Source organism: Acidovorax sp. Root70, assembly GCF_001428225.1.
In the GTDB taxonomy this organism is placed as follows: domain Bacteria; phylum Pseudomonadota; class Gammaproteobacteria; order Burkholderiales; family Burkholderiaceae_C; genus Acidovorax.
Genome location: NZ_LMHQ01000013.1, coordinates 63,514 through 80,519, shown reverse-complemented (window position 1 = coordinate 80,519; position 17,006 = coordinate 63,514). Strand labels below are relative to the sequence as shown.

The 17,006-nt window shown below is 66.3% G+C and carries 17 protein-coding genes; 4 read left to right on the top strand and 13 right to left on the bottom strand.

Annotated features, from left to right (window positions below):
• The first annotated feature begins 175 nt into the window (after positions 1–175).
• Positions 176–589, top strand: coding sequence for a VOC family protein (locus ASD94_RS09710; protein ID WP_056642003.1), 414 nt, complete (start codon positions 176–178; stop codon positions 587–589).
• Between the two features lie 103 nt (positions 590–692).
• On the opposite strand, the gene ASD94_RS09705 is transcribed toward ASD94_RS09710, so the two are convergent.
• Complete coding sequence (locus tag ASD94_RS09705) at positions 693–1,670, bottom strand: tripartite tricarboxylate transporter substrate binding protein (protein ID WP_056642000.1); 978 nt, start codon at positions 1,668–1,670, stop codon at positions 693–695.
• Positions 1,671–1,766: 96 nt separating this feature from the next.
• Positions 1,767–2,777 (bottom strand): fumarylacetoacetate hydrolase family protein, encoded by a 1,011-nt coding sequence (locus ASD94_RS09700; RefSeq protein WP_056641999.1) that lies wholly within the window; start codon positions 2,775–2,777, stop codon positions 1,767–1,769.
• Positions 2,778–2,880: 103 nt separating this feature from the next.
• Here ASD94_RS09700 and ASD94_RS09695 point away from each other — a divergent pair, with 103 nt between their 5' ends.
• The 3 genes from ASD94_RS09695 to ASD94_RS09685 all read left to right on the top strand — a co-directional run bounded on the left by ASD94_RS09695 (position 2,881) and on the right by ASD94_RS09685 (position 5,339).
• Complete coding sequence (locus ASD94_RS09695) at positions 2,881–3,663, top strand: IclR family transcriptional regulator (RefSeq protein ID WP_056641998.1); 783 nt, start codon at positions 2,881–2,883, stop codon at positions 3,661–3,663.
• A gap of 23 nt (positions 3,664–3,686) precedes the next feature.
• On the top strand, positions 3,687–4,838 hold the full coding sequence (locus ASD94_RS09690; protein ID WP_056641994.1) for a DUF3108 domain-containing protein: 1,152 nt from the start codon (positions 3,687–3,689) through the stop codon (positions 4,836–4,838).
• 201 nt (positions 4,839–5,039) lie between these two features.
• The gene (locus ASD94_RS09685; RefSeq protein WP_055392879.1) at positions 5,040–5,339 is read left to right on the top strand and encodes a DUF3567 domain-containing protein; all 300 of its coding nucleotides are present in this window, start codon (positions 5,040–5,042) and stop codon (positions 5,337–5,339) included.
• A 27-nt stretch (positions 5,340–5,366) separates the two neighbouring features.
• On the opposite strand, the gene ASD94_RS09680 is transcribed toward ASD94_RS09685, so the two are convergent.
• The 11 genes from ASD94_RS09680 to narH all read right to left on the bottom strand — a co-directional run bounded on the left by ASD94_RS09680 (position 5,367) and on the right by narH (position 16,993).
• On the bottom strand, positions 5,367–6,449 hold the full coding sequence (locus ASD94_RS09680) for an AbrB family transcriptional regulator (RefSeq protein WP_056641993.1): 1,083 nt from the start codon (positions 6,447–6,449) through the stop codon (positions 5,367–5,369).
• A gap of 255 nt (positions 6,450–6,704) precedes the next feature.
• Positions 6,705–7,298, bottom strand: coding sequence for a hemerythrin domain-containing protein (locus ASD94_RS09675; RefSeq protein WP_082576822.1), 594 nt, complete (start codon positions 7,296–7,298; stop codon positions 6,705–6,707).
• Between the two features lie 8 nt (positions 7,299–7,306).
• The gene (locus ASD94_RS09670) at positions 7,307–7,720 is read right to left on the bottom strand and encodes a hypothetical protein (RefSeq protein ID WP_056641986.1); all 414 of its coding nucleotides are present in this window, start codon (positions 7,718–7,720) and stop codon (positions 7,307–7,309) included.
• 36 nt (positions 7,721–7,756) lie between these two features.
• Complete coding sequence (locus ASD94_RS09665) at positions 7,757–8,434, bottom strand: nitroreductase (RefSeq protein ID WP_082576821.1); 678 nt, start codon at positions 8,432–8,434, stop codon at positions 7,757–7,759.
• A gap of 23 nt (positions 8,435–8,457) precedes the next feature.
• On the bottom strand, positions 8,458–9,792 hold the full coding sequence (locus tag ASD94_RS09660) for an NnrS family protein (RefSeq protein ID WP_056641985.1): 1,335 nt from the start codon (positions 9,790–9,792) through the stop codon (positions 8,458–8,460).
• Complete coding sequence (locus ASD94_RS09655; RefSeq protein WP_056641981.1) at positions 9,789–12,233, bottom strand: adenosylcobalamin-dependent ribonucleoside-diphosphate reductase; 2,445 nt, start codon at positions 12,231–12,233, stop codon at positions 9,789–9,791. The genes ASD94_RS09660 and ASD94_RS09655 overlap by 4 nt, the downstream gene beginning before the upstream one ends.
• 100 nt (positions 12,234–12,333) lie before the next feature.
• Positions 12,334–13,011 carry a carbonic anhydrase gene (locus ASD94_RS09650; protein WP_056641977.1) on the bottom strand — a complete coding sequence of 226 codons (678 nt, stop codon included), beginning with the start codon at positions 13,009–13,011 and terminating at the stop codon, positions 12,334–12,336.
• A gap of 36 nt (positions 13,012–13,047) precedes the next feature.
• Complete coding sequence (locus ASD94_RS09645; RefSeq protein ID WP_200954217.1) at positions 13,048–13,992, bottom strand: peptidylprolyl isomerase; 945 nt, start codon at positions 13,990–13,992, stop codon at positions 13,048–13,050.
• A 27-nt stretch (positions 13,993–14,019) separates the two neighbouring features.
• Positions 14,020–14,751, bottom strand: a complete 732-nt coding sequence (narI, locus tag ASD94_RS09640) for a respiratory nitrate reductase subunit gamma (protein ID WP_056641974.1) — start codon at positions 14,749–14,751, stop codon at positions 14,020–14,022.
• On the bottom strand, positions 14,748–15,449 hold the full coding sequence (narJ, locus tag ASD94_RS09635) for a nitrate reductase molybdenum cofactor assembly chaperone (RefSeq protein ID WP_056641971.1): 702 nt from the start codon (positions 15,447–15,449) through the stop codon (positions 14,748–14,750). Before narJ ends, narI begins: the two co-directional genes overlap by 4 nt.
• A 20-nt stretch (positions 15,450–15,469) precedes the next feature.
• Complete coding sequence (narH, locus tag ASD94_RS09630; protein ID WP_056641968.1) at positions 15,470–16,993, bottom strand: nitrate reductase subunit beta; 1,524 nt, start codon at positions 16,991–16,993, stop codon at positions 15,470–15,472.
• Between the last annotated feature and the right edge of the window lie 13 nt (positions 16,994–17,006).

Here is a 17,006-nt window from a genome sequence, read left to right as displayed (position 1 = left end):
AAACCAGTCAAGAAATTCGTTCCAGGTGCGAGGGTAGTCCTGTCCAGGAGTTGGCGTTAGCATCTGGGTTTCCATCCAGCTATTCTGATGCCACTGGAGCTAAATAGATACCCCTTACATAAATACAGTATTCGTGCAATCAACCACCCCTTCATCAGCCCAGGAGCCATTTCACATGCTGGACCACATGACTTTCCGCGTCACCGACATCGCCCGCGCCAAGGCGTTCTACACAGCCGCCCTCACGCCTTTGGGCTACAGCCTGTGTTTTGAAGGCAACTACGGCTCAAACATGCTGGGCTTTGCCTACCCGGCCCCGTCCGAGCCCGACGGCAAAAAAGCCGACGTGTGGTTCATCGACGGCCCCTCGCCCTACGGCGGCCCGCCCGCCACCACGGGCTGCCACCTGGCGTGGCGGGCCGCCACACGGGCCCAGGTCGATGCCTTCTACCGCGCCGCCATGGAAGCCGGGGGCCAAGACAACGGAGCCCCCGGTCTGCGGCCCGACTACCACCCGCACTACTACGGCGCGTTTGTCATCGACCCCGAGGGCAACAACATCGAGGCGGTGTGCCACCTGCCTGAATAGGTGGGCTTGAACAGGCAGGTGGCCTGCGAGGCCACAGGGGTGGCAAGGCTCGGCAAAACCAAGCCACCCAGTGCACTGCCCCGTGCACCGAAGTGCTGCGCGATCAGTCCAGCTTCACGCCTGCCGCTTTGATGATCTCGCCCCAGCGCTTGGACTCGGCCCGCGCCATGGCGCGGAACTGTTCAGGCGTGCCGGGCAAGGCTTCCATCCCGAAGTCGTTCATGCGCTTGACCACGGCGGGGTTCAGCAGGGCCTTGTTCAGGTCGGCATTCAAACGCGCGGTGATGGCAGCGGGGAGGCCAGCGGGCGCCAGGATGCCCTGGAACGCAAACACCTCGGTGTTGGGCACCCCCGCCTCGGCCAGCGTGGGCACGTCGGGCAACGCAGCGATGCGCTTGGCCGAGCCGATGGCCAGGGCGCGCACCTTGCCCGAGGTGATCACCGGCAGGCCGGCGGCCAGGTCCAGGAACATGCAGGGGACCTGGCCACCCATCACGTCCTGCAGCGCAGGTGCCGCGCCACGATAGGGGATGTGGGTGAGGAAGGTCTTGGTGCGGTTCTTGAACATCTCCATCGCCAGGTGGTGTGGCGAGCCATTGCCCGGCGATGCGTAGTTGAGCTTGCCGGGGTTGGCGCGCGCGTAGGCCAAAAACTCTTTCACCGTCTTGGCTTCAAACGCCGGGTTCACCACCAGTGCCAGCGGAAAGCGGCTGATGCCGCCCACGTAGGTGAAGTCTTTTTCGGGGTTGAACGGCAGCTTGGTGAACAGGTGCTCGTTGTAGGCCAGCACGGCGTTGTCGGCCGACATGAAGGTGTTGCCGTCCGGCTTGGCCGTGGCCACCATCTGCGCGCCGATGTTGGTCGAGGCACCGGGGCGGTTGTCGACCACGATCTGCTGGCCCAGCGTCTGGCGCATGGCCTCGGCCACGGTGCGCGCCAGCACGTCGGTGCCGCCACCGGCGGGGTACGGCACCACCCAGCGCAGGGGCTGGTCGGGCCAGGCAGACTGGGCGGCGGCCCAGGGCGCGGCGCTGGTGGCGCCTGCGGCGGCCAGGGCGGACAAGAGGGTACGGCGTTGCATGGGGTTGTCTCCTTGATACTATGAATTTGATAGCTGCTAGCGCACATTCTTGTAGCGCATGCAGCCGGTTTTATTCAAATTTTGTGCTGCGCGGCCTCAGGCGGCCGGTGCGGCAATCGTCTGGTCGATGGCGCCGAAGATGCTGGCGCCGTCCTTGCCCTTGACCTCGATGCGGATGGTGTCGCCGAACTTCATGAATTCGGTGCTGGGCTTGCCGTCCTGGATGGTTTCGATGCAGCGCTTCTCGGCAATGCAGCTGTAGCCCTTGGGCCATTCCATGCGGCCGTTCTGCTCCACACCCTTGTTGCTGACGGTGCCGCTGCCAATGATGGAGCCCGCGCGCAGGTTGCGCGTCTTGGCCACGTGGGCGATGAGCTGGCCAAAGTGGAAGGTCATCTCGGGGCCCGCGTCGCACATGCCGACCTTGCGGCCGTTCCAGGTGGACTGCACGGTGAGGTTCACGCGGCCATGGTCCCAGGCGTCGCCCAGCTCGTCCAGCGTCACGGCCACAGGGCCGAAGGCGGTGGCGGGCTTGGACTGGAAGAAGCCAAAGCCCTTGGCCAGCTCGGCCGGGATCAGGTTGCGCAGACTCACGTCGTTGGCAATCATCACCAGGCGGATGCCGTCCAGCGCCTGGTCGGCGTTGGTGCCCATCTTCACATCACCGGTCACCACGGCGATCTCGGCCTCGAAGTCGATGCCCATGGCTTCACTGGGCACCACCACGTCGTCGCAGGGGCCGATGAAGTCGTCGCTGCCGCCCTGGTACATCAGGGGGTCGGTGTAGAAACTCTCGGGCACTTCGGAGTTGCGCGCTTTTCGCACCAGTTCGACGTGGTTGATGTACGCAGACCCGTCAGCCCACTGGTAAGCGCGGGGCAGAGGGGCCATGCACTGGGCGGAGTCGAAGGGGAAGGCATGGCGCGCGCGGCCGCTGTTGAGCTGGTCGTACAGGTCCTGCAGCTGGGGCGAGAGGAAGCCCCAGTCGTCCAGCGCCTGCTGCAGCTTGCTGGCAATGCCGGTCGCATAATGGGCCGTGCCCAGGTCGCGGGAGACGACAACCAGTTGGCCGTCGCGCGAGCCGTCTTTGTAGGTAGCGAGTTTCATGGTGGCAGGACCTTTGTCTCAAGGGGTTGAAAGTCTTCACCCAACACGAATTACGCTTGGGTAAATTGATTTAACTAAACAAAACTCGCAAATTTTAGTGCACATGGACAAAGAACGTGCAGGAATTCAATCGGTCGAGGTGGGTTTTGCCCTGCTGGAGGGGCTGACACGCTCGCGCGGGCCGCTGATGCTCAAGGATGTGGCCGCCTCGGCGGGCATGAGCGCGGCCAAGGCGCACCGGTATCTGGTGAGCTTTCAGCGCCTGGGCCTGGTCACGCAAGACCCCCGTACCGCGCGCTACGACCTGGGCCCTGCCGCGCTCAAGCTGGGGCTGGCCTCGCTGACGCGGCTCGATGGCGTGCGCCTGGCCCGCGAGCGCATGCCTGCACTGATGGAAACCATCGGCCACACGCTGGCGCTGGCGGTGTGGGGCAACCATGGCCCCACCATCGTGCACTGGGAGGAATCGCCCCAGGCCGTCACCGCCAACCTGCGCCTGGGCGACGTGATGCCGCTGCTGTCGTCGGCCACGGGCCGGTGTTTTGCGGCCTTCATGTCGCCCGAGGTGGTGGCGCCGCTGCTGAAAGAGGAGCTGGCCCGCGCCGTCAAGATGCGCCGTACCGACCTGCCCGCCACCATGGCCGAGGTGAATACCCTGCTGGCCGAGGTGCGCGAGCGCGGCGCCGCCCGCGTGGTGGACACGCTGCTGCCCGGCATCGTCGCCTTCTGCGCCCCAGTGTTCGATGCCGATGGGCACCTGGAGCTGGGCATCACCACCCTGGGCTCCATCGCCACCTTCGACCCCGAGTGGAGCGGCGCTATTGATGCACCGCTGCGCACGGCGGCGGCCCAGCTGTCCAGCGACCTGGGCGCAGGCAGCGCCTGACGACCCCGACACACACGGACGAGATGCCACGGCGCGCGCTGGTTTTCATCACAGCCCTGGTGCTGGCCCTGCACTGGCTGGTGCTCAGCGGCGTGCCCCTGGCCTGGGACAGCCCCGCGCAGCCGTCCAGCCAGGTGTTCAGCACGCGCAGCATTGCGCCCGCACCGCCACCACCAACCGTTGCGCCTCCCGGCGTGACTGCCGTGCCGGTTGCCGCACCGCAACCTCCGCCCCGTAAAAAAACGCCCTTCCCCAAGCGCCCCCCAGCCCCTGCGGCCCAGGACCGTCCCGAACCTGCACCGGTAGCCGCCCCCGCCGTAGAAGCTGGCACGCCTGCGGACACCGGTGCCGCAACCACTGTGGCCAGCGCAACCCCTGAGACGCCTACCAAAGACGCCGCTCCGGCACCCGCGCCTGCGGCATCGGTACCAGCCATACCCCCAGAGCCCCCCGCCGAAGACGCCCAGACCGGCACAGGCGTGGACATCCGCCCGCCCGGAGGCACCGGCCGCAGCGCCAGCACCCCACCACTGCCCGTGCGCATTCCCGTCCCCACGCGGCTCGCGTTTGATGTGAGCGGCCAGGCCAAAAAGTTCGCCTACAGCGCCCGGGCCGAGCTGCTGTGGCAGCACGACGGCAACCGCTACGAGGCGCGCCAGGAGATCAGCGCCTTCCTGGTGGGCACCCGCACGCAGCGCAGCGTGGGCACGGTCACGGAGCAAGGACTGCTGCCCGAGAAGTTCTCCGACAAATCCCGCAGCGAGCAGGCCGCCCATTTCGACTACGCCAAGGGCCGCATCACCTTCAGCGCCAACACGCCCGATGCCGCCGCAGGCCCGGGTGTACAAGACCGCCTGAGCCTGTTCATCCAGCTGGGCGCGATGCTGGCCGCAGACCCGGGTCGGTTTGTGCCCGGAACCCAGATCACGCTGACCACGGTAAGTGCACGCAGCGCCGACCGCTGGACCTTCACCGTGGAAGGCCCCGAAACCCTAGACCTGCCCGCCGGGCCCACACCCGCCCTCAAGCTGCTGCGCCAGCCCCGCAAGGACTATGACCAGAAGGCCGAGCTCTGGGTGGCCCCAGGGCTGGGCTACCTGCCCGTGCGCATCAAGCTCACCCAGGCCAACGGCGATTTCGCCGACCTGCTGCTGCGCGCCAGCGGTCCGCCCTGAGCACGGCCTGCGCTTGCTTGCGCCGAACCGAGTGTTGCGCCCAAACGCCATCCGGGCAAAAAAGCCCCATGAACCCGGCATGCTCCGTTTTTCATGAAATACTGCAACGCAACAGAGGGCAAAAGCCACGGGCTTTACCGGGGCCCCTTGAACTCTGCGCACCCGCTGTCATCTGACATCTATATCGACAAGGGGAACACGATGCACATGCTCTACGACTCAGAATCCTTCGTGGTGGTCCACATGCTGCCCGACGCCGTGGAGAAAAAGAGCGCCCAGGTGCTCAACGACACCGCCCCTGCTGTTCCCCAACTCGCGCGCCATGGCTTTGAAATCGTGGACAAGCGCTCGGGCAAAGAGGTGTATCTGGACGGCTCCTGGGCCGAGATGTTCCAGGAGCAGATCCTGGCCTGGCAGCGCGACACCCCGACCCAGGAAGAAGTGGAAGACGCGCTGGACCGCTACGCGGGCTTGGCGCAGAACCCCGTCGTGGTGCATTAACGCCGCGACAAGGCCCGGTGCGTTAGCTCAGCCCACCGTGCCTACGTGCTCGCTGGGCGGATAAATCCGCCGGTACAGCGGGTCCACCAGCATCAGCACCGCAATCAGCCGGCACACCTGAAACGCAGTCACCACCGGCACCCCCAGCTGCAGCACTTTGGCCGTGATGGCCATTTCGGTGATGCCGCCCGGCGAGGTGCCGAGCAGCAAGGTGACCCAGGGCAGCCCCGTGGCCCAGGCCAGGGCGCCAGCAAACAGAGCACACACACCCATCAGGCCCACCGTGCCCAGCGCCACCGAGGCCAGCCAACGCGGCGCGGTGTGCAAAAACTCCGCGCGAAACCGCACACCCAGGCTGACCCCGATCACCAGCTGGGCCGCATTGACCATGCCCTGGGGCACGGCCGACAGGCTCTGGCCCGCCATGGTCAGGCCCATGGACACCAGCATGGCCCCCATGAACCACGGGTTGGCTCGGCCCAGGCGCTCCATGAGCAGCGCGCCCGCACCAGTGAGCACCGCCAACAGCGCAAGCCCGGGCCAGCTCACCACCCGCAGCGTGGGCGGCAAGATGTCCAGGCCGTGCAGGCCGCTGAACTGCAGCGCGAACGGAATGGTCACCGTGACGATCAGCAGCCGCAGGCTGTGGCTGGCGGCCACCAGGTCGGTGCGCGCGTTTTCGCGCTCGGACAACAAGGTCATCTCGGACGCAGCGCCAATCGCCCCGGCAAAGTAGCTGGTGGCACGCAGCATGGAGGCGGGCACGCCATGCATGCGCGGTGCGTGCACGCGGTAGAGCCACGCGCCAAACAGCCAGCCCAGGAACAGCGCCCACACGATGCCCAGCACGATGGCCCACCACAGCCCCCCGATCAGCGCGACCACCTGGGGCGTGAAATACAGGCCCAGGGCGGCGCCAATGGTCCATTGCCCGGCGTTGCGCAGCGGGCCCCAGCTCTCGGTGGGACCGCCGGCCATCGACACGATGGAGGTGGCGAGCAGCGGGCCGATCATCCAGGGCAGCGGGGTGTGCAGCGCCACACAGGCAGCGGCGGCAGCCCACGCCAGGGCGAGGGTGGCCAGGGTACGAACAAGGAAGTGGGGGCGCATACGAAACGGGGGACTAGCACGCGCAGCGGGCGGCGTGCGCAACCCCGCAGTATCGCGCGGCACCTACCCACTGCGGCTGCAACGGTACTGCCCAGACGGAATGGCTGGCATCGCCACCGGGCAACGGCCACCACCGTGCGCTGCGCGTCCCAGGGACTCTTCAGGCCCTTGAAAAGCCGTCCAGGCAAGAAATCCAGCCCAAATGGCTTCTTGCGCTAGTCGAATATGCTTCGAAAGCTATATTTTTAATAGCGATCAGGTAGCACCACGCCGCGCGGCCATCTCACGCCCCATCGCGGCGAGCGCATCTGGCGCCAGCAACGTGGCAGCTGCGGGGTAGGCCACCCCTTCTTCGGCGGCAATGTGGGCGTCATATCGGGCAGCAAAGCGGTCCAACGCGGCCTCGTCCTGCGGGGTAAAGCCCGAGGAGCCCCCATCCACCATCGCCTGCAGGCCAGCCCGGGCTGCCGCCCAGTCGGACGTCATGGCCACATGGTCCCGCTGCAGTTGCGAGACCAAGTCCTTCACTTCGAGCGTGGCTTGGGCAAGCAGCAGCGGGAACACATGCAGCTCTTCGTCCTGGTGGTGCAGCGGCGCCGCGATGTCGAAATAGCGCAGCACATCGCGCGCGGCCTGGCGGGCATCGTTGTCCACCCCTTGCGCCTGCACATGGGCACGCAAGCGGCCCAGCAAACCCAGCGTACGCTGCACGCGTTCGTGGCAAGCCTCCAGCATGGCAAAGGGCTGCTCGAAGCCCACGGCGGGCGCACTGAAGCCTGGCACATGGCGCGGTATGGCTCTCCCGGGGATGGCAGCCGATGTCGGTGCAGGTGCGGAGGCAGAAGCCATGGCTCGCCTCAGCCAAACCGCACAGGGTGGCCCTGGCGGTCGAACGGAATAAACGCCCCATGCGCGCCGCCCTTGATTGCATCCACCATGCGCTGCAACGGCGCCTCGGCATCGGCACTGGTGGGCGCCTTGTTCAGCGTGCCCGAGAGGGCCGCCGCAAACACGATGGCCCAGTCGTGCCCCGGGGCGGTGAACTGGCGGGCCTCATCCACCAACGCGTCGAACGATGCCAGTTCCTGTGGCGTCTTGTCCACGCACATCAGCGGCGCCAGGGAGCCGCCCTGCCCAGCCTCGAAACGCGCGCGCTGCGCAGGGGTGGCGTCATCAGGCAACTCGACCGCCGCAAAGACAAACAGCAGGCGCTGGGGTTCAGGCTGCATGCGTGCTGCCTGCAGCAGGTCGTCAAAACTGGAAATATCCATGAAAAAGTCTCGCAATCAAAGAAAGGGGGCGGGGCTTCAAAAACCGGGCACCACGCCCCGTTCGGCATCCAGCGTACTCACGTAGGCTCCCGCCGCGGGACGAGCCCGGGCCGCTTTGCGCGACTGTACGGTACCGATGCTGATGAAACACAGGGCCTGCTCAGACGGCGCCAGCTGAAACAGTGCCCGCAGGCTGGCCGCCTTCAGGGCCTTGCCGCTGGTCAGTGCCGACCCGAACCCCTGTGCGGTGGCCATCAGCAGCATATTCTGCACGGCGCAACCAGCGGAGACGGTGCGCTCGGCCAGGTCGATCTCGGCATCGCCGCGCTCAGCGTCCACCACCGCCAGCAGCAGCACGGGAGACCGGTATGCCTTCTCCCGCGCCTGCTCGGCCTGCTCGGGGGTGGCAGCCGGGTCGCGCTCCAACAAGGCCTGGGCAAACACCCCGGCCAGCATGGGGCGCGAGGCATCAGGCACCAGCACAAACCGCCAGGGCACCAGTTGGCCATGGTCTGGCGCATGGGCTGCGGCCTGGAGGATCTGCGCCAGTTCGGCGGCATTCGGCCCGGGGGTGCCCAGTCGCTTGGGCAGGATGGTCTGGCGCGACTGGATCAGCGCCGCAGCCATGCCCGCCACATCCTCCGCCACCGGCGCGCGTGCGGAGGCAGCGGGCGGCTTGGATACGTGGCTCAAAGGCCAGGGAATGACAGCCATTGCAAATCCTTGAAGGAGCGGGTTCAGCCCGGTCGGCCATCGGCCCGCAGACAGCCATACCAGCGGCCCAGGCGCACACCCCATGCCGCCATGGTGCCAGCCCACAGCACGGCGGCCACCGGTAGCAGCCAGAGCAGCACCGCACCGGGAACACCCGGCGCCGCAGCCACAATGCGCAGCACCGTGGCGGCCTGCAGCAGCCAGAACAGCGACCACGCCATGCGGTCAGCCACCAACGCCCGCCCGCTGTGCCCACAAGACACCCGCGTGACCATGGCCAGCATCAACGACGCCAGGCATCCCATGGTGAGCGCATGCAGGGCGCCCAGGCCCAGGCCGCCAACGCCCAGCCCCCAGGCCAGCCACGCGGACACGCCCCCGAGCAAGAAGGACACACCCAGCCACAAGAAGCCAATGTGCAGCATGGCCAGCAGCTTGTTCTTGAGGCTCTGCACCAGCCCCCACACGCAGGCCAGCCAGATCAGCACGCCCCCCACCGCCAGCTGCAGCGCGCCATGCACCAGTCCCCAGGCGGGGCCCGCGGCGCTGGCAGAGATGCCGGCCCATTCAAGCCACACGGCCAGCACCTGCAGCAACGCCGCCGCCAGCATGAGCCAAAGCACCCAGAAAGGCCGCCAGGCTTGCACCATGGGCATGGCACTGGAGGTAAAAAAAGGAATCATGCGGTGCGCCACCGTGACATACACCACGACCACAAACCCCCAGAGGCCCGTGAACACCCACGCCCTGGCCACTGCGGGGGCCCCCAGCACCAGGCTGAGCCACAGCCCCGCCACGCTGACGCTGCCGAGCAGGCAAGCGCCCGCAATCACGCGCGCATGAAGCTGGTCCTGCGCCTGGCTCAACCGCACCCGGCCCCAGAACTGCACCGTCATCCACACCAGCCCGCCGCAGGCCAGCGCAAGCCCGGCCAGCGCGACCACAGCATGCCAATGCGCGCCAGCCAGCCACAGCAACCAGCCTGCAGCCTGGGCGAGCAGGGGAAACTGCAGCGCGCTGACGGGCAGCGGCTCCACACCCAGCCACTTGGGGCCCGCCGTGAAGAGAAAGCCCGAGAAGAACAGCGGGATGAATCCGAAAGCCATCACCGCGGAATGCACCAGCGTGGGCGGCAGCGCGGCAGGCAACGCCCACCACTGGGTGGACCGGTCCACCTGCACCAGCGCCCACCACGCCCCCGAGGCCACCAGCACCACCATGGCGAGCAAAAAACCCAGCCGATGGGGCGCCAGCATCACATAGCGCCAGCGCCAGTGCCTGTCCATCTGCGCGAGGGCCTCGGCAGACGGCTTGCCCGACGCCGCGCGCACGGGAATGGTGGGCCGAGGAGTGGTCATCCGCAGCTTCCCAGGTGTCCACACTGCGTGCAGTAGTCGCAACCATCCTTGCGGATCACGGCGTGCGCCCCGCATTCGCTGCACTTCTTGCCCGCCATGGCCTGGGGCACGGCCACGGGCGGGGGAGCGGGCTCATCCAGCGGCAGCTGCTGCTGCACCGGGTCGGCCACCCGGCGCGCCAGGATGTTCTGGATGGCGTAGGCCATGGCCGCCACTTCGGAGTCATGCCACATCGGCACCATGGTGCCATCGTCTTTGCGATGGGTGCCCAGGCGCACCGGGCCACGGTCCCAGGCGACCTTGCGCATGTCCGACAGCGCCCGCTCCAGGAAGCCCCCACGCGCTGCGAGCGACAACAGCCGCATGCTGGAGGTGATCCACTGCTGCGACTCGCCGCTTTGGCCCACGGGCATGAAGAACTCGATGGCACGGTCCACCGTACCGTTGCCCACGCCCGTGGGCACGGGCAGGAACGACACGATGAGGTACAGGGTCTTGTGGCCCTCCTGCGTCCAGTATTCGAGCTTTTCGGCCACCGCCGACAGCCCGCCTTGCGGTCGGCTCTCGATCACGGTGCGCATGGGGTCCACCACCGGTGCAGGTGCCGCCACAGGTGCCGTAGCGGGCGCAGGCGCAGGAGCTGCATGGGTTTCCAGCACCGACCCGAGGATGGCGTTGGGCCGGTAGGTGGCCAGGCCCTTGAGCTTCGCGCGCCAGGCCTGCAGATACAGGTCCTTGAACCCTTCGTAGGGATAGTCAGCGGGGATATTGACGGTCTTGGAAATCGCGGTGTCCACAAAGGGCTGCACGGCTTCCATCATGGCGATGTGGCCTTCGGCAGGCATGGCCAGGGCCGATACGAAGTAGTCGGGCAGCGCATCCACGTCGCCGCCCAGCTCGCGGTAGAGGCGCCAGGCATGGTCTTCCACCGCGTATTCGGTGGTGCTGCCGTCCGACTCGCGCTTCTTGCGCTTGTACATCCACGAAAACGGCGGCTCGATGCCGTTGGACGCATTGTCGGCAAAGGCCAGGCTCACAGTGCCCGTGGGGGCGATGGACAGCAGGTGGCTGTTGCGGATGCCGTGCTGGTGAATGGCCGCCTTGAGCGATTCCGGCAGGCGGCTGGCGAACGTGCCTTCGGCCAGATAGCCGTTGGCGTCGAACTTCGGGAACACCCCTTTCTCGCGCGCCAGGTCCACCGATGCGGCGTACGCAGCGTCGCGCATGCACTCGGCAATGCGCGCGGCCATGGTGCGGCCCTCGGGCAGGTCGTAACGCAGGCACAGCATGGCCAGCGTGTTGCCCATGCCGGTAAAGCCGACGCCAATGCGGCGTTTGGCCATGGCCTCGTCGCGCTGCTGCAGCAGTGGCCAATAGGTCACATCGAGCACGTTGTCGAGGGCGCGCACCTGCAGCGCCACCGCCTTGGTGAAGGCGTCGAAGTCAAACGCCGCCACGCCACCAAAGCCAAAGGGGTGGCGCACAAAACGGGTCAGGATGACGGGACCCAGGTCGCAGCACCCGTATGACGGCAGCGGCTGCTCGCCACAGGGGTTGGTCGCTGCGATGTCTTCGCAATAGTGCAGGTTGTTGTCTTCGTTGATGCGGCCAAGGAACAGGATGCCCGGTTCGGCAAAGTCGTAGGCCGATTTCATGATCGTGTCCCACAGCTCGCGCGCCGGCACGGTGGCGTACACCCACAGGCCATCGGCACGCTGGTAGGCGCCCTGGGCCAACACCGCGGCGCCAGGGCGGGCCTTGTGCACCAGCTCCCACGGCGCGTTGTTCTGCACGGCATGGATGAACTCGTCCGACACCCCCACCGACACGTTGAAATTGTTCCAGCGGCCCGGCGTGCGCTTGGCGGTGATGAACTCGTGCACATCGGGATGGTCTATGCGCAGCACGCCCATCTGGGCGCCCCGGCGTGCGCCGGCGCTCTCCACGGTGGAGCAAGACTGGTCGAACACGTTCATGTAGCTGCACGGCCCCGACGCCATGGAAGCCGTGGCCTTGACCTGCGCGCCCTTGGGACGGATGCGCGAGAAGTCGTAGCCCACGCCACCGCCACGGCGCATGGTCTCGGCGGCCTCGCGCAGGGCTTCATAGATGCCCGGAAAGCCCTCGTCGTCCACGCCCTGGATGCAGTCGCCCACGGGCTGCACAAAGCAGTTGATGAGCGTGGCCTGGATATCGGTGCCTGCGGCGCTCATGATGCGGCCAGCACCGATGGCGCCCGCCTTCAGATTGGCCAAAAACAGGGTTTCGTACTTTTCGCGCAGCTCAGGCTTTTCGACCGAGGCCAGGGACCGCGCCACGCGTTGGTAAAGCTCGTCAGCGGTGGTCTCGCCGGGTTTGAGGTATTTCTCGCGCAGCACATCCAGGCTGATGGGCTGCAGGGAAGCGGTGGGGTGGAGAGGGGGCTGGGGTTCGCGTTTCATGGGGGCCGATGATTTGGGTTTCACGCTGAAACGGGGTTGCGTTCCGTCAAGGAGCGCTCATTCCACTCCGAATGCTGGCTCCTGGCAAGCGGGGGACAGGTCACTCGTCCACCAGCACTTGCCCGTCATGCTCCACATACGGCTGATAGGGGCCGGTGCCGCTGTGGTCGGACTGCGAGGCAGGCACAAAGCCACCGGTCTGTACATCGAACACATGGACCTCGCCGTCCTCGATCACATAGTGCCAGCCATGCAGGCTGATCTGGCCCGACTGCACGCGGCTGCGCACCATGGGGTACTCCATGAGGCGTTCGAGTTGCAGAACCACGGCGCGCTGCTCGGTGCGGCGCAGCACTTCGGGGCCCGGTTGCATGGGCAACAAGGCCTCGCGCCCCAGGTCCAGCCAGTGGTTCAGGTTGGGCGCCTCGGGTGACACCTCACCATACATCGCCTTGATAGCCCCACAGTGACTGTGGCCGCACACCACGATGCGGCGCACCTTCAGGTTGAGCACCGCAAATTCGATGGCCGCCGTGGTGCCATGGTGGCCATGCGATCCGTCATACGGCGGAATGAAGGCCCCCACATTGCGCACCAGAAACAGCTCACCCGGCCCTGCGCCTGTGAGCAGGTAGGGCACCAGGCGAGAGTCGGAACAGCCAATGAACAAGGTGGTGGGATGCTGCCCCTCATCCACCAGCGCCTGGAACTGCTGGCGATACTGGGGAAAGGCGTCGTCATGGAAGCTGCGCAAACGGTCCAGCAACTCGTCGGGCATGGGGCGGGCAATCGGTAACGGAGAGGGGCGATGCAATTACTGCACGAGCGGGGTATCCGCCGCGTCCAGTGCCACACCATCCACCACGGCCGCACCGGCCAGCAGCTGCAGGTACTGGCGCAGCGCATTCACCCAGGCCTGCTGACGCAGGGTGAGCGCGATGGCCTGGCGCACTTCCTCGAACGAGGGCTGCTGCCCGGGGTCGCGGGCCACCACTTCCACCACGTGCAGGCCAAAGCGGCTGTGCACCAGGCGCGCCAGCACGCCGATCTCGGCGCTGCCAAACACCTCGCGGGCGAACTCTGGCGCGCAGTCGGCACGGGTCAACCAGCCCAGGTCGCCGCCCTGCTGGCCGCTGGGGCAGTTGGACCACTGGGCGGCTGCCTCGGCGAACTTGGCACCACCATCGTCTGCGCAGCGCAAGTCGATCAGCATGGCCTCTGCCCGCAGGCGCAGCTGCTTCACATCCACGCCCGGCGTCACGGCAAAGAGCACGTGGCGCAGCTGTGCGCGCTCGCCCTGGGCGTGTGCCGCAGGGTGGGCCTCGTGGTAGCGTCGGCAAGCTTCCTCTGACGGATCAGGGACGGGCAGCTCGCGGTCCAGCAGCTGCTCGATCGCGTCCGAGGCCTCGGTGCTGATCGCGCCCTCGGAGCCCGGCACATCGTCTGCCGACAGCAACCCTGCCTGCTGAGCAGCCTGCCGCAGCAGTTCTGTGCAGGCCCGCTGACGCAGAGCCTCCTCATCCAGCAACTCGTGCGCCGCATTCAGGGCGACACCGTTGATGCGCGCGATGTCAGCCACCAGACCGCGCGGGTGACCGGCATCGGGCGACGGCGCAGCCAGTGGCGGTGCCTGATCCATCGTTGCGGCCAAGGCTTCATAGGCTGCCGACTGCGTGGGCGTCAGCGTGCTGGCAGTGGCTGCCGCCGCGCTACTGTCTGTGGAGCCGCATCCGCAGCTCCCGGTTCCACATCCGCTCATGGTGTACTCCTTGGGAATCAGTGGGTTTCAGGCGCGGCGGTCTTGCGACTGCATGTGGCCTGCAGGCAGGTTCAGACGGCGCGCACGCACCACCTGGTAGGGACGCAGCACATAGGCCAGCGTGCCAAAGCCGCTCCAGACGTGCACCAGGCGGGTGAACGGGAAAATCAGGAAGATGCTCATGCCCAGGAACATGTGGGCCTTGAAGATCCAGCCGGCCTCGGCCAGCAGCTCCACCCCGCCGCTGCGGAACGTCACCACCCGTTGGCCCCACTCGGCCAGCTTCATCATCATGGAGCCGTCCAGATGCTGTGCCGACAGCGGGATGGTGGCCAAGCCAAGCGCCAGCTGCAGCCAGAGCAGGATCAGCAGAACAATGTCGCTGGTCTTGGATGTGGCGCGGATGCGCGCGTCCGACAGGCGGCGGTGCAACAGAATGGAGATGCCCACAAAGGCCAGCAAGCCCGCAATGCCCCCGGAGACCATGGCCATGAGCTGCTTGTTGCCTGCACTGATGAAATGCTCATACACAAAGTGCGGCGTCAGCATGCCAAAGGTGTGCCCGAAGAACAGGAACAGCACGCCGATGTGGAACAGGTTGCTGCCCCAGCGCAGGCTGCCGGTGCGCAGCAGCTGCGACGAATCGCTCTTCCACGTGTACTGGTCGCGGTCGAAACGCGCCCAGCTGCCAATGAAGAAAACGGCCAGGCAAATATAGGGATAGATGCCAAACAACAGGGTATCAAGCCAGGCGGTCATACGGAGACTCCTTCTGGTGCCCGCTCGGCGCGGGGGGTACGGACAAAATGCACAGGTTGCGGCTGGTCAGGCTTGGACTGGCCCTGGGTGCTGCAACCGCCAAACGCTTCGGGCTCTGCCCAGACTTCGTCCATAGGCGGCTCGGGCGTCAGCGCGACCGACTGCACGCGCTGACCCGAAACTTCGAGCACGGCGGCAATGACGCTGGCGTAGGGGCTGTTGCGCGCCACGAGCGCGCTGAACAGCGCATTGAGGATGTGGGCCATCTCGCCCAGGAATTCCTTGGCCACTTCGGGCGGCTGGGTGGAGGCGAACTCCAGCACCACGGGCAGGTGGTCTGGCAACTCGTCGGCCTCGAACTGCAGGCCGGCCTTTTCGTAGGTCTGCATCAGGTCGATGAGCGCCGGGCCCCGATCGCGCGAGTCGCCGTGCACATGCTCGAACAAGTGCAGCGAGGTCTGGCGGCCTCGGTCGAAGTTATCCACGTAGCGGGCTTCGGCTTCCAGCGGGTCCAGCGCCGCGAGGTGCTGGCACACAGCCTTCAGCTCCTCCATGCGCTCGGCGGTCAGGGCCTGCTCTGCCTGCAGCGCATCGATCAGCTGCGGCATCACGCTGCGCAGCTGTGCATCGGGATAGCTGAGCAGGTAGCCCAGGGCCCGCAGGGTCAATCGCACGGAGGTCGGGTTCTTTTTGAACATGGTGATTCCTTCCGTCGCACTCAAACGGTCGCTTTGATCGGGATCGTGCGGGGCTTCTTGCCGCCGAACATGCTGGTTTCGGTGGCACCATCCGAGCAGCCGTTGCCGAACGAGAAGCCACAACCGCCGCGGATGTCGAACGCGTTCTCGGCGTACTCGCGGTGGGCCGATGGGATGACAAAGCGGTCCTCGTAGTTGGCAATGGCCATCACGTGGTACATCTCCTCGACCTCGGCCATCGACAGGCCCGCCTGCTTGAGCACCGTCAGGTTCTGGCGCTGCTCCACGTGCTTGTCGCGCTGGTAGGTGCGCATGGCCAGCATGCGCTCCAGCGCCCGCACCACGGGGCCGGTGTCGCCGGCAGTGAGCAGGTTGGCCAGGTACTGCACAGGGATGCGCAGTTGCGACACGTCCGGGATCTCGCCATTCACACCCACATGGCCTGCGTTAGCGGCCGCTGTGATGGGCGAGAGCGGTGGTACGTACCAGACCATGGGCAGCGTGCGGTACTCGGGGTGCAGCGGCAGGGCCACCTTCCAGTCCACGGCCATCTTGTAGACGGGGCTGTTGCGCGCTGCGTCCATCCAGCTGTCGGGGATGCCGTCGATGCGCGCCTGCTTGATGACGTCCGGATCGTTCGGGTTCAGGAAGATGTCGAGCTGCGCCTGGTACAGGTCGCGGTCGCGCTCCACGCTGGCGGCTTCCTGGATGCGGTCTGCGTCATACAGCAGCACGCCCAGATAGCGGATACGGCCCACGCAGGTTTCCGAGCACACGGTCGGCTGGCCGGCTTCGATGCGGGGGTAGCAGAAGATGCACTTCTCGGCCTTGCCCGATTGCCAGTTGTAGTAAATCTTCTTGTAGGGGCAGCCGCTGACGCACATGCGCCAGCCGCGGCACTTGTCCTGGTCGATCAGCACAATGCCGTCTTCCTCGCGCTTGTAGATCGAGCCGCTCGGGCACGACGCCACGCACGCCGGGTTCAGGCAGTGCTCGCACAGGCGCGGCAGGTACATCATGAAGGTGTTCTCGAACTGGCCGTAGATGTCCTTCTGGACATCGTCGAAGTTCTTGTCCTTGCTGCGCTTGGCGAACTCACCGCCCAGGATTTCTTCCCAGTTCGGGCCCCACTCGATCTTCTCCATGCGCTTGCCGGTGATGAGGCTGCGGGGGCGGGCTGTGGGCGCGGCCTTACTTTCAGGCGCCGACTGCAGGTGGTCGTAGTCGAACGTGAAGGGCTCGTAGTAGTCGTCGATCTGCGGCAGGTTGGGGTTGGCGAAGATGCGCATGAGCAGCTTCCACTTGCCACCCTGGCGGGGCGCGATGGAGCCGTCAGGGCTGCGTACCCAGCCGCCGTTCCACTTGTCCTGGTTTTCCCATTCCTTGGGGTAACCGATGCCGGGCTTGGTCTCGACGTTGTTGAACCAGGCGTATTCCACCCCGGGGCGGCTGGTCCAGACGTTCTTGCAGGTGACGGAACAGGTGTGGCAACCGATGCACTTGTCCAGGTTCAGCACCATGCCGATTTGTGCGCGAATTTTCATCGTGTTTCTCCTT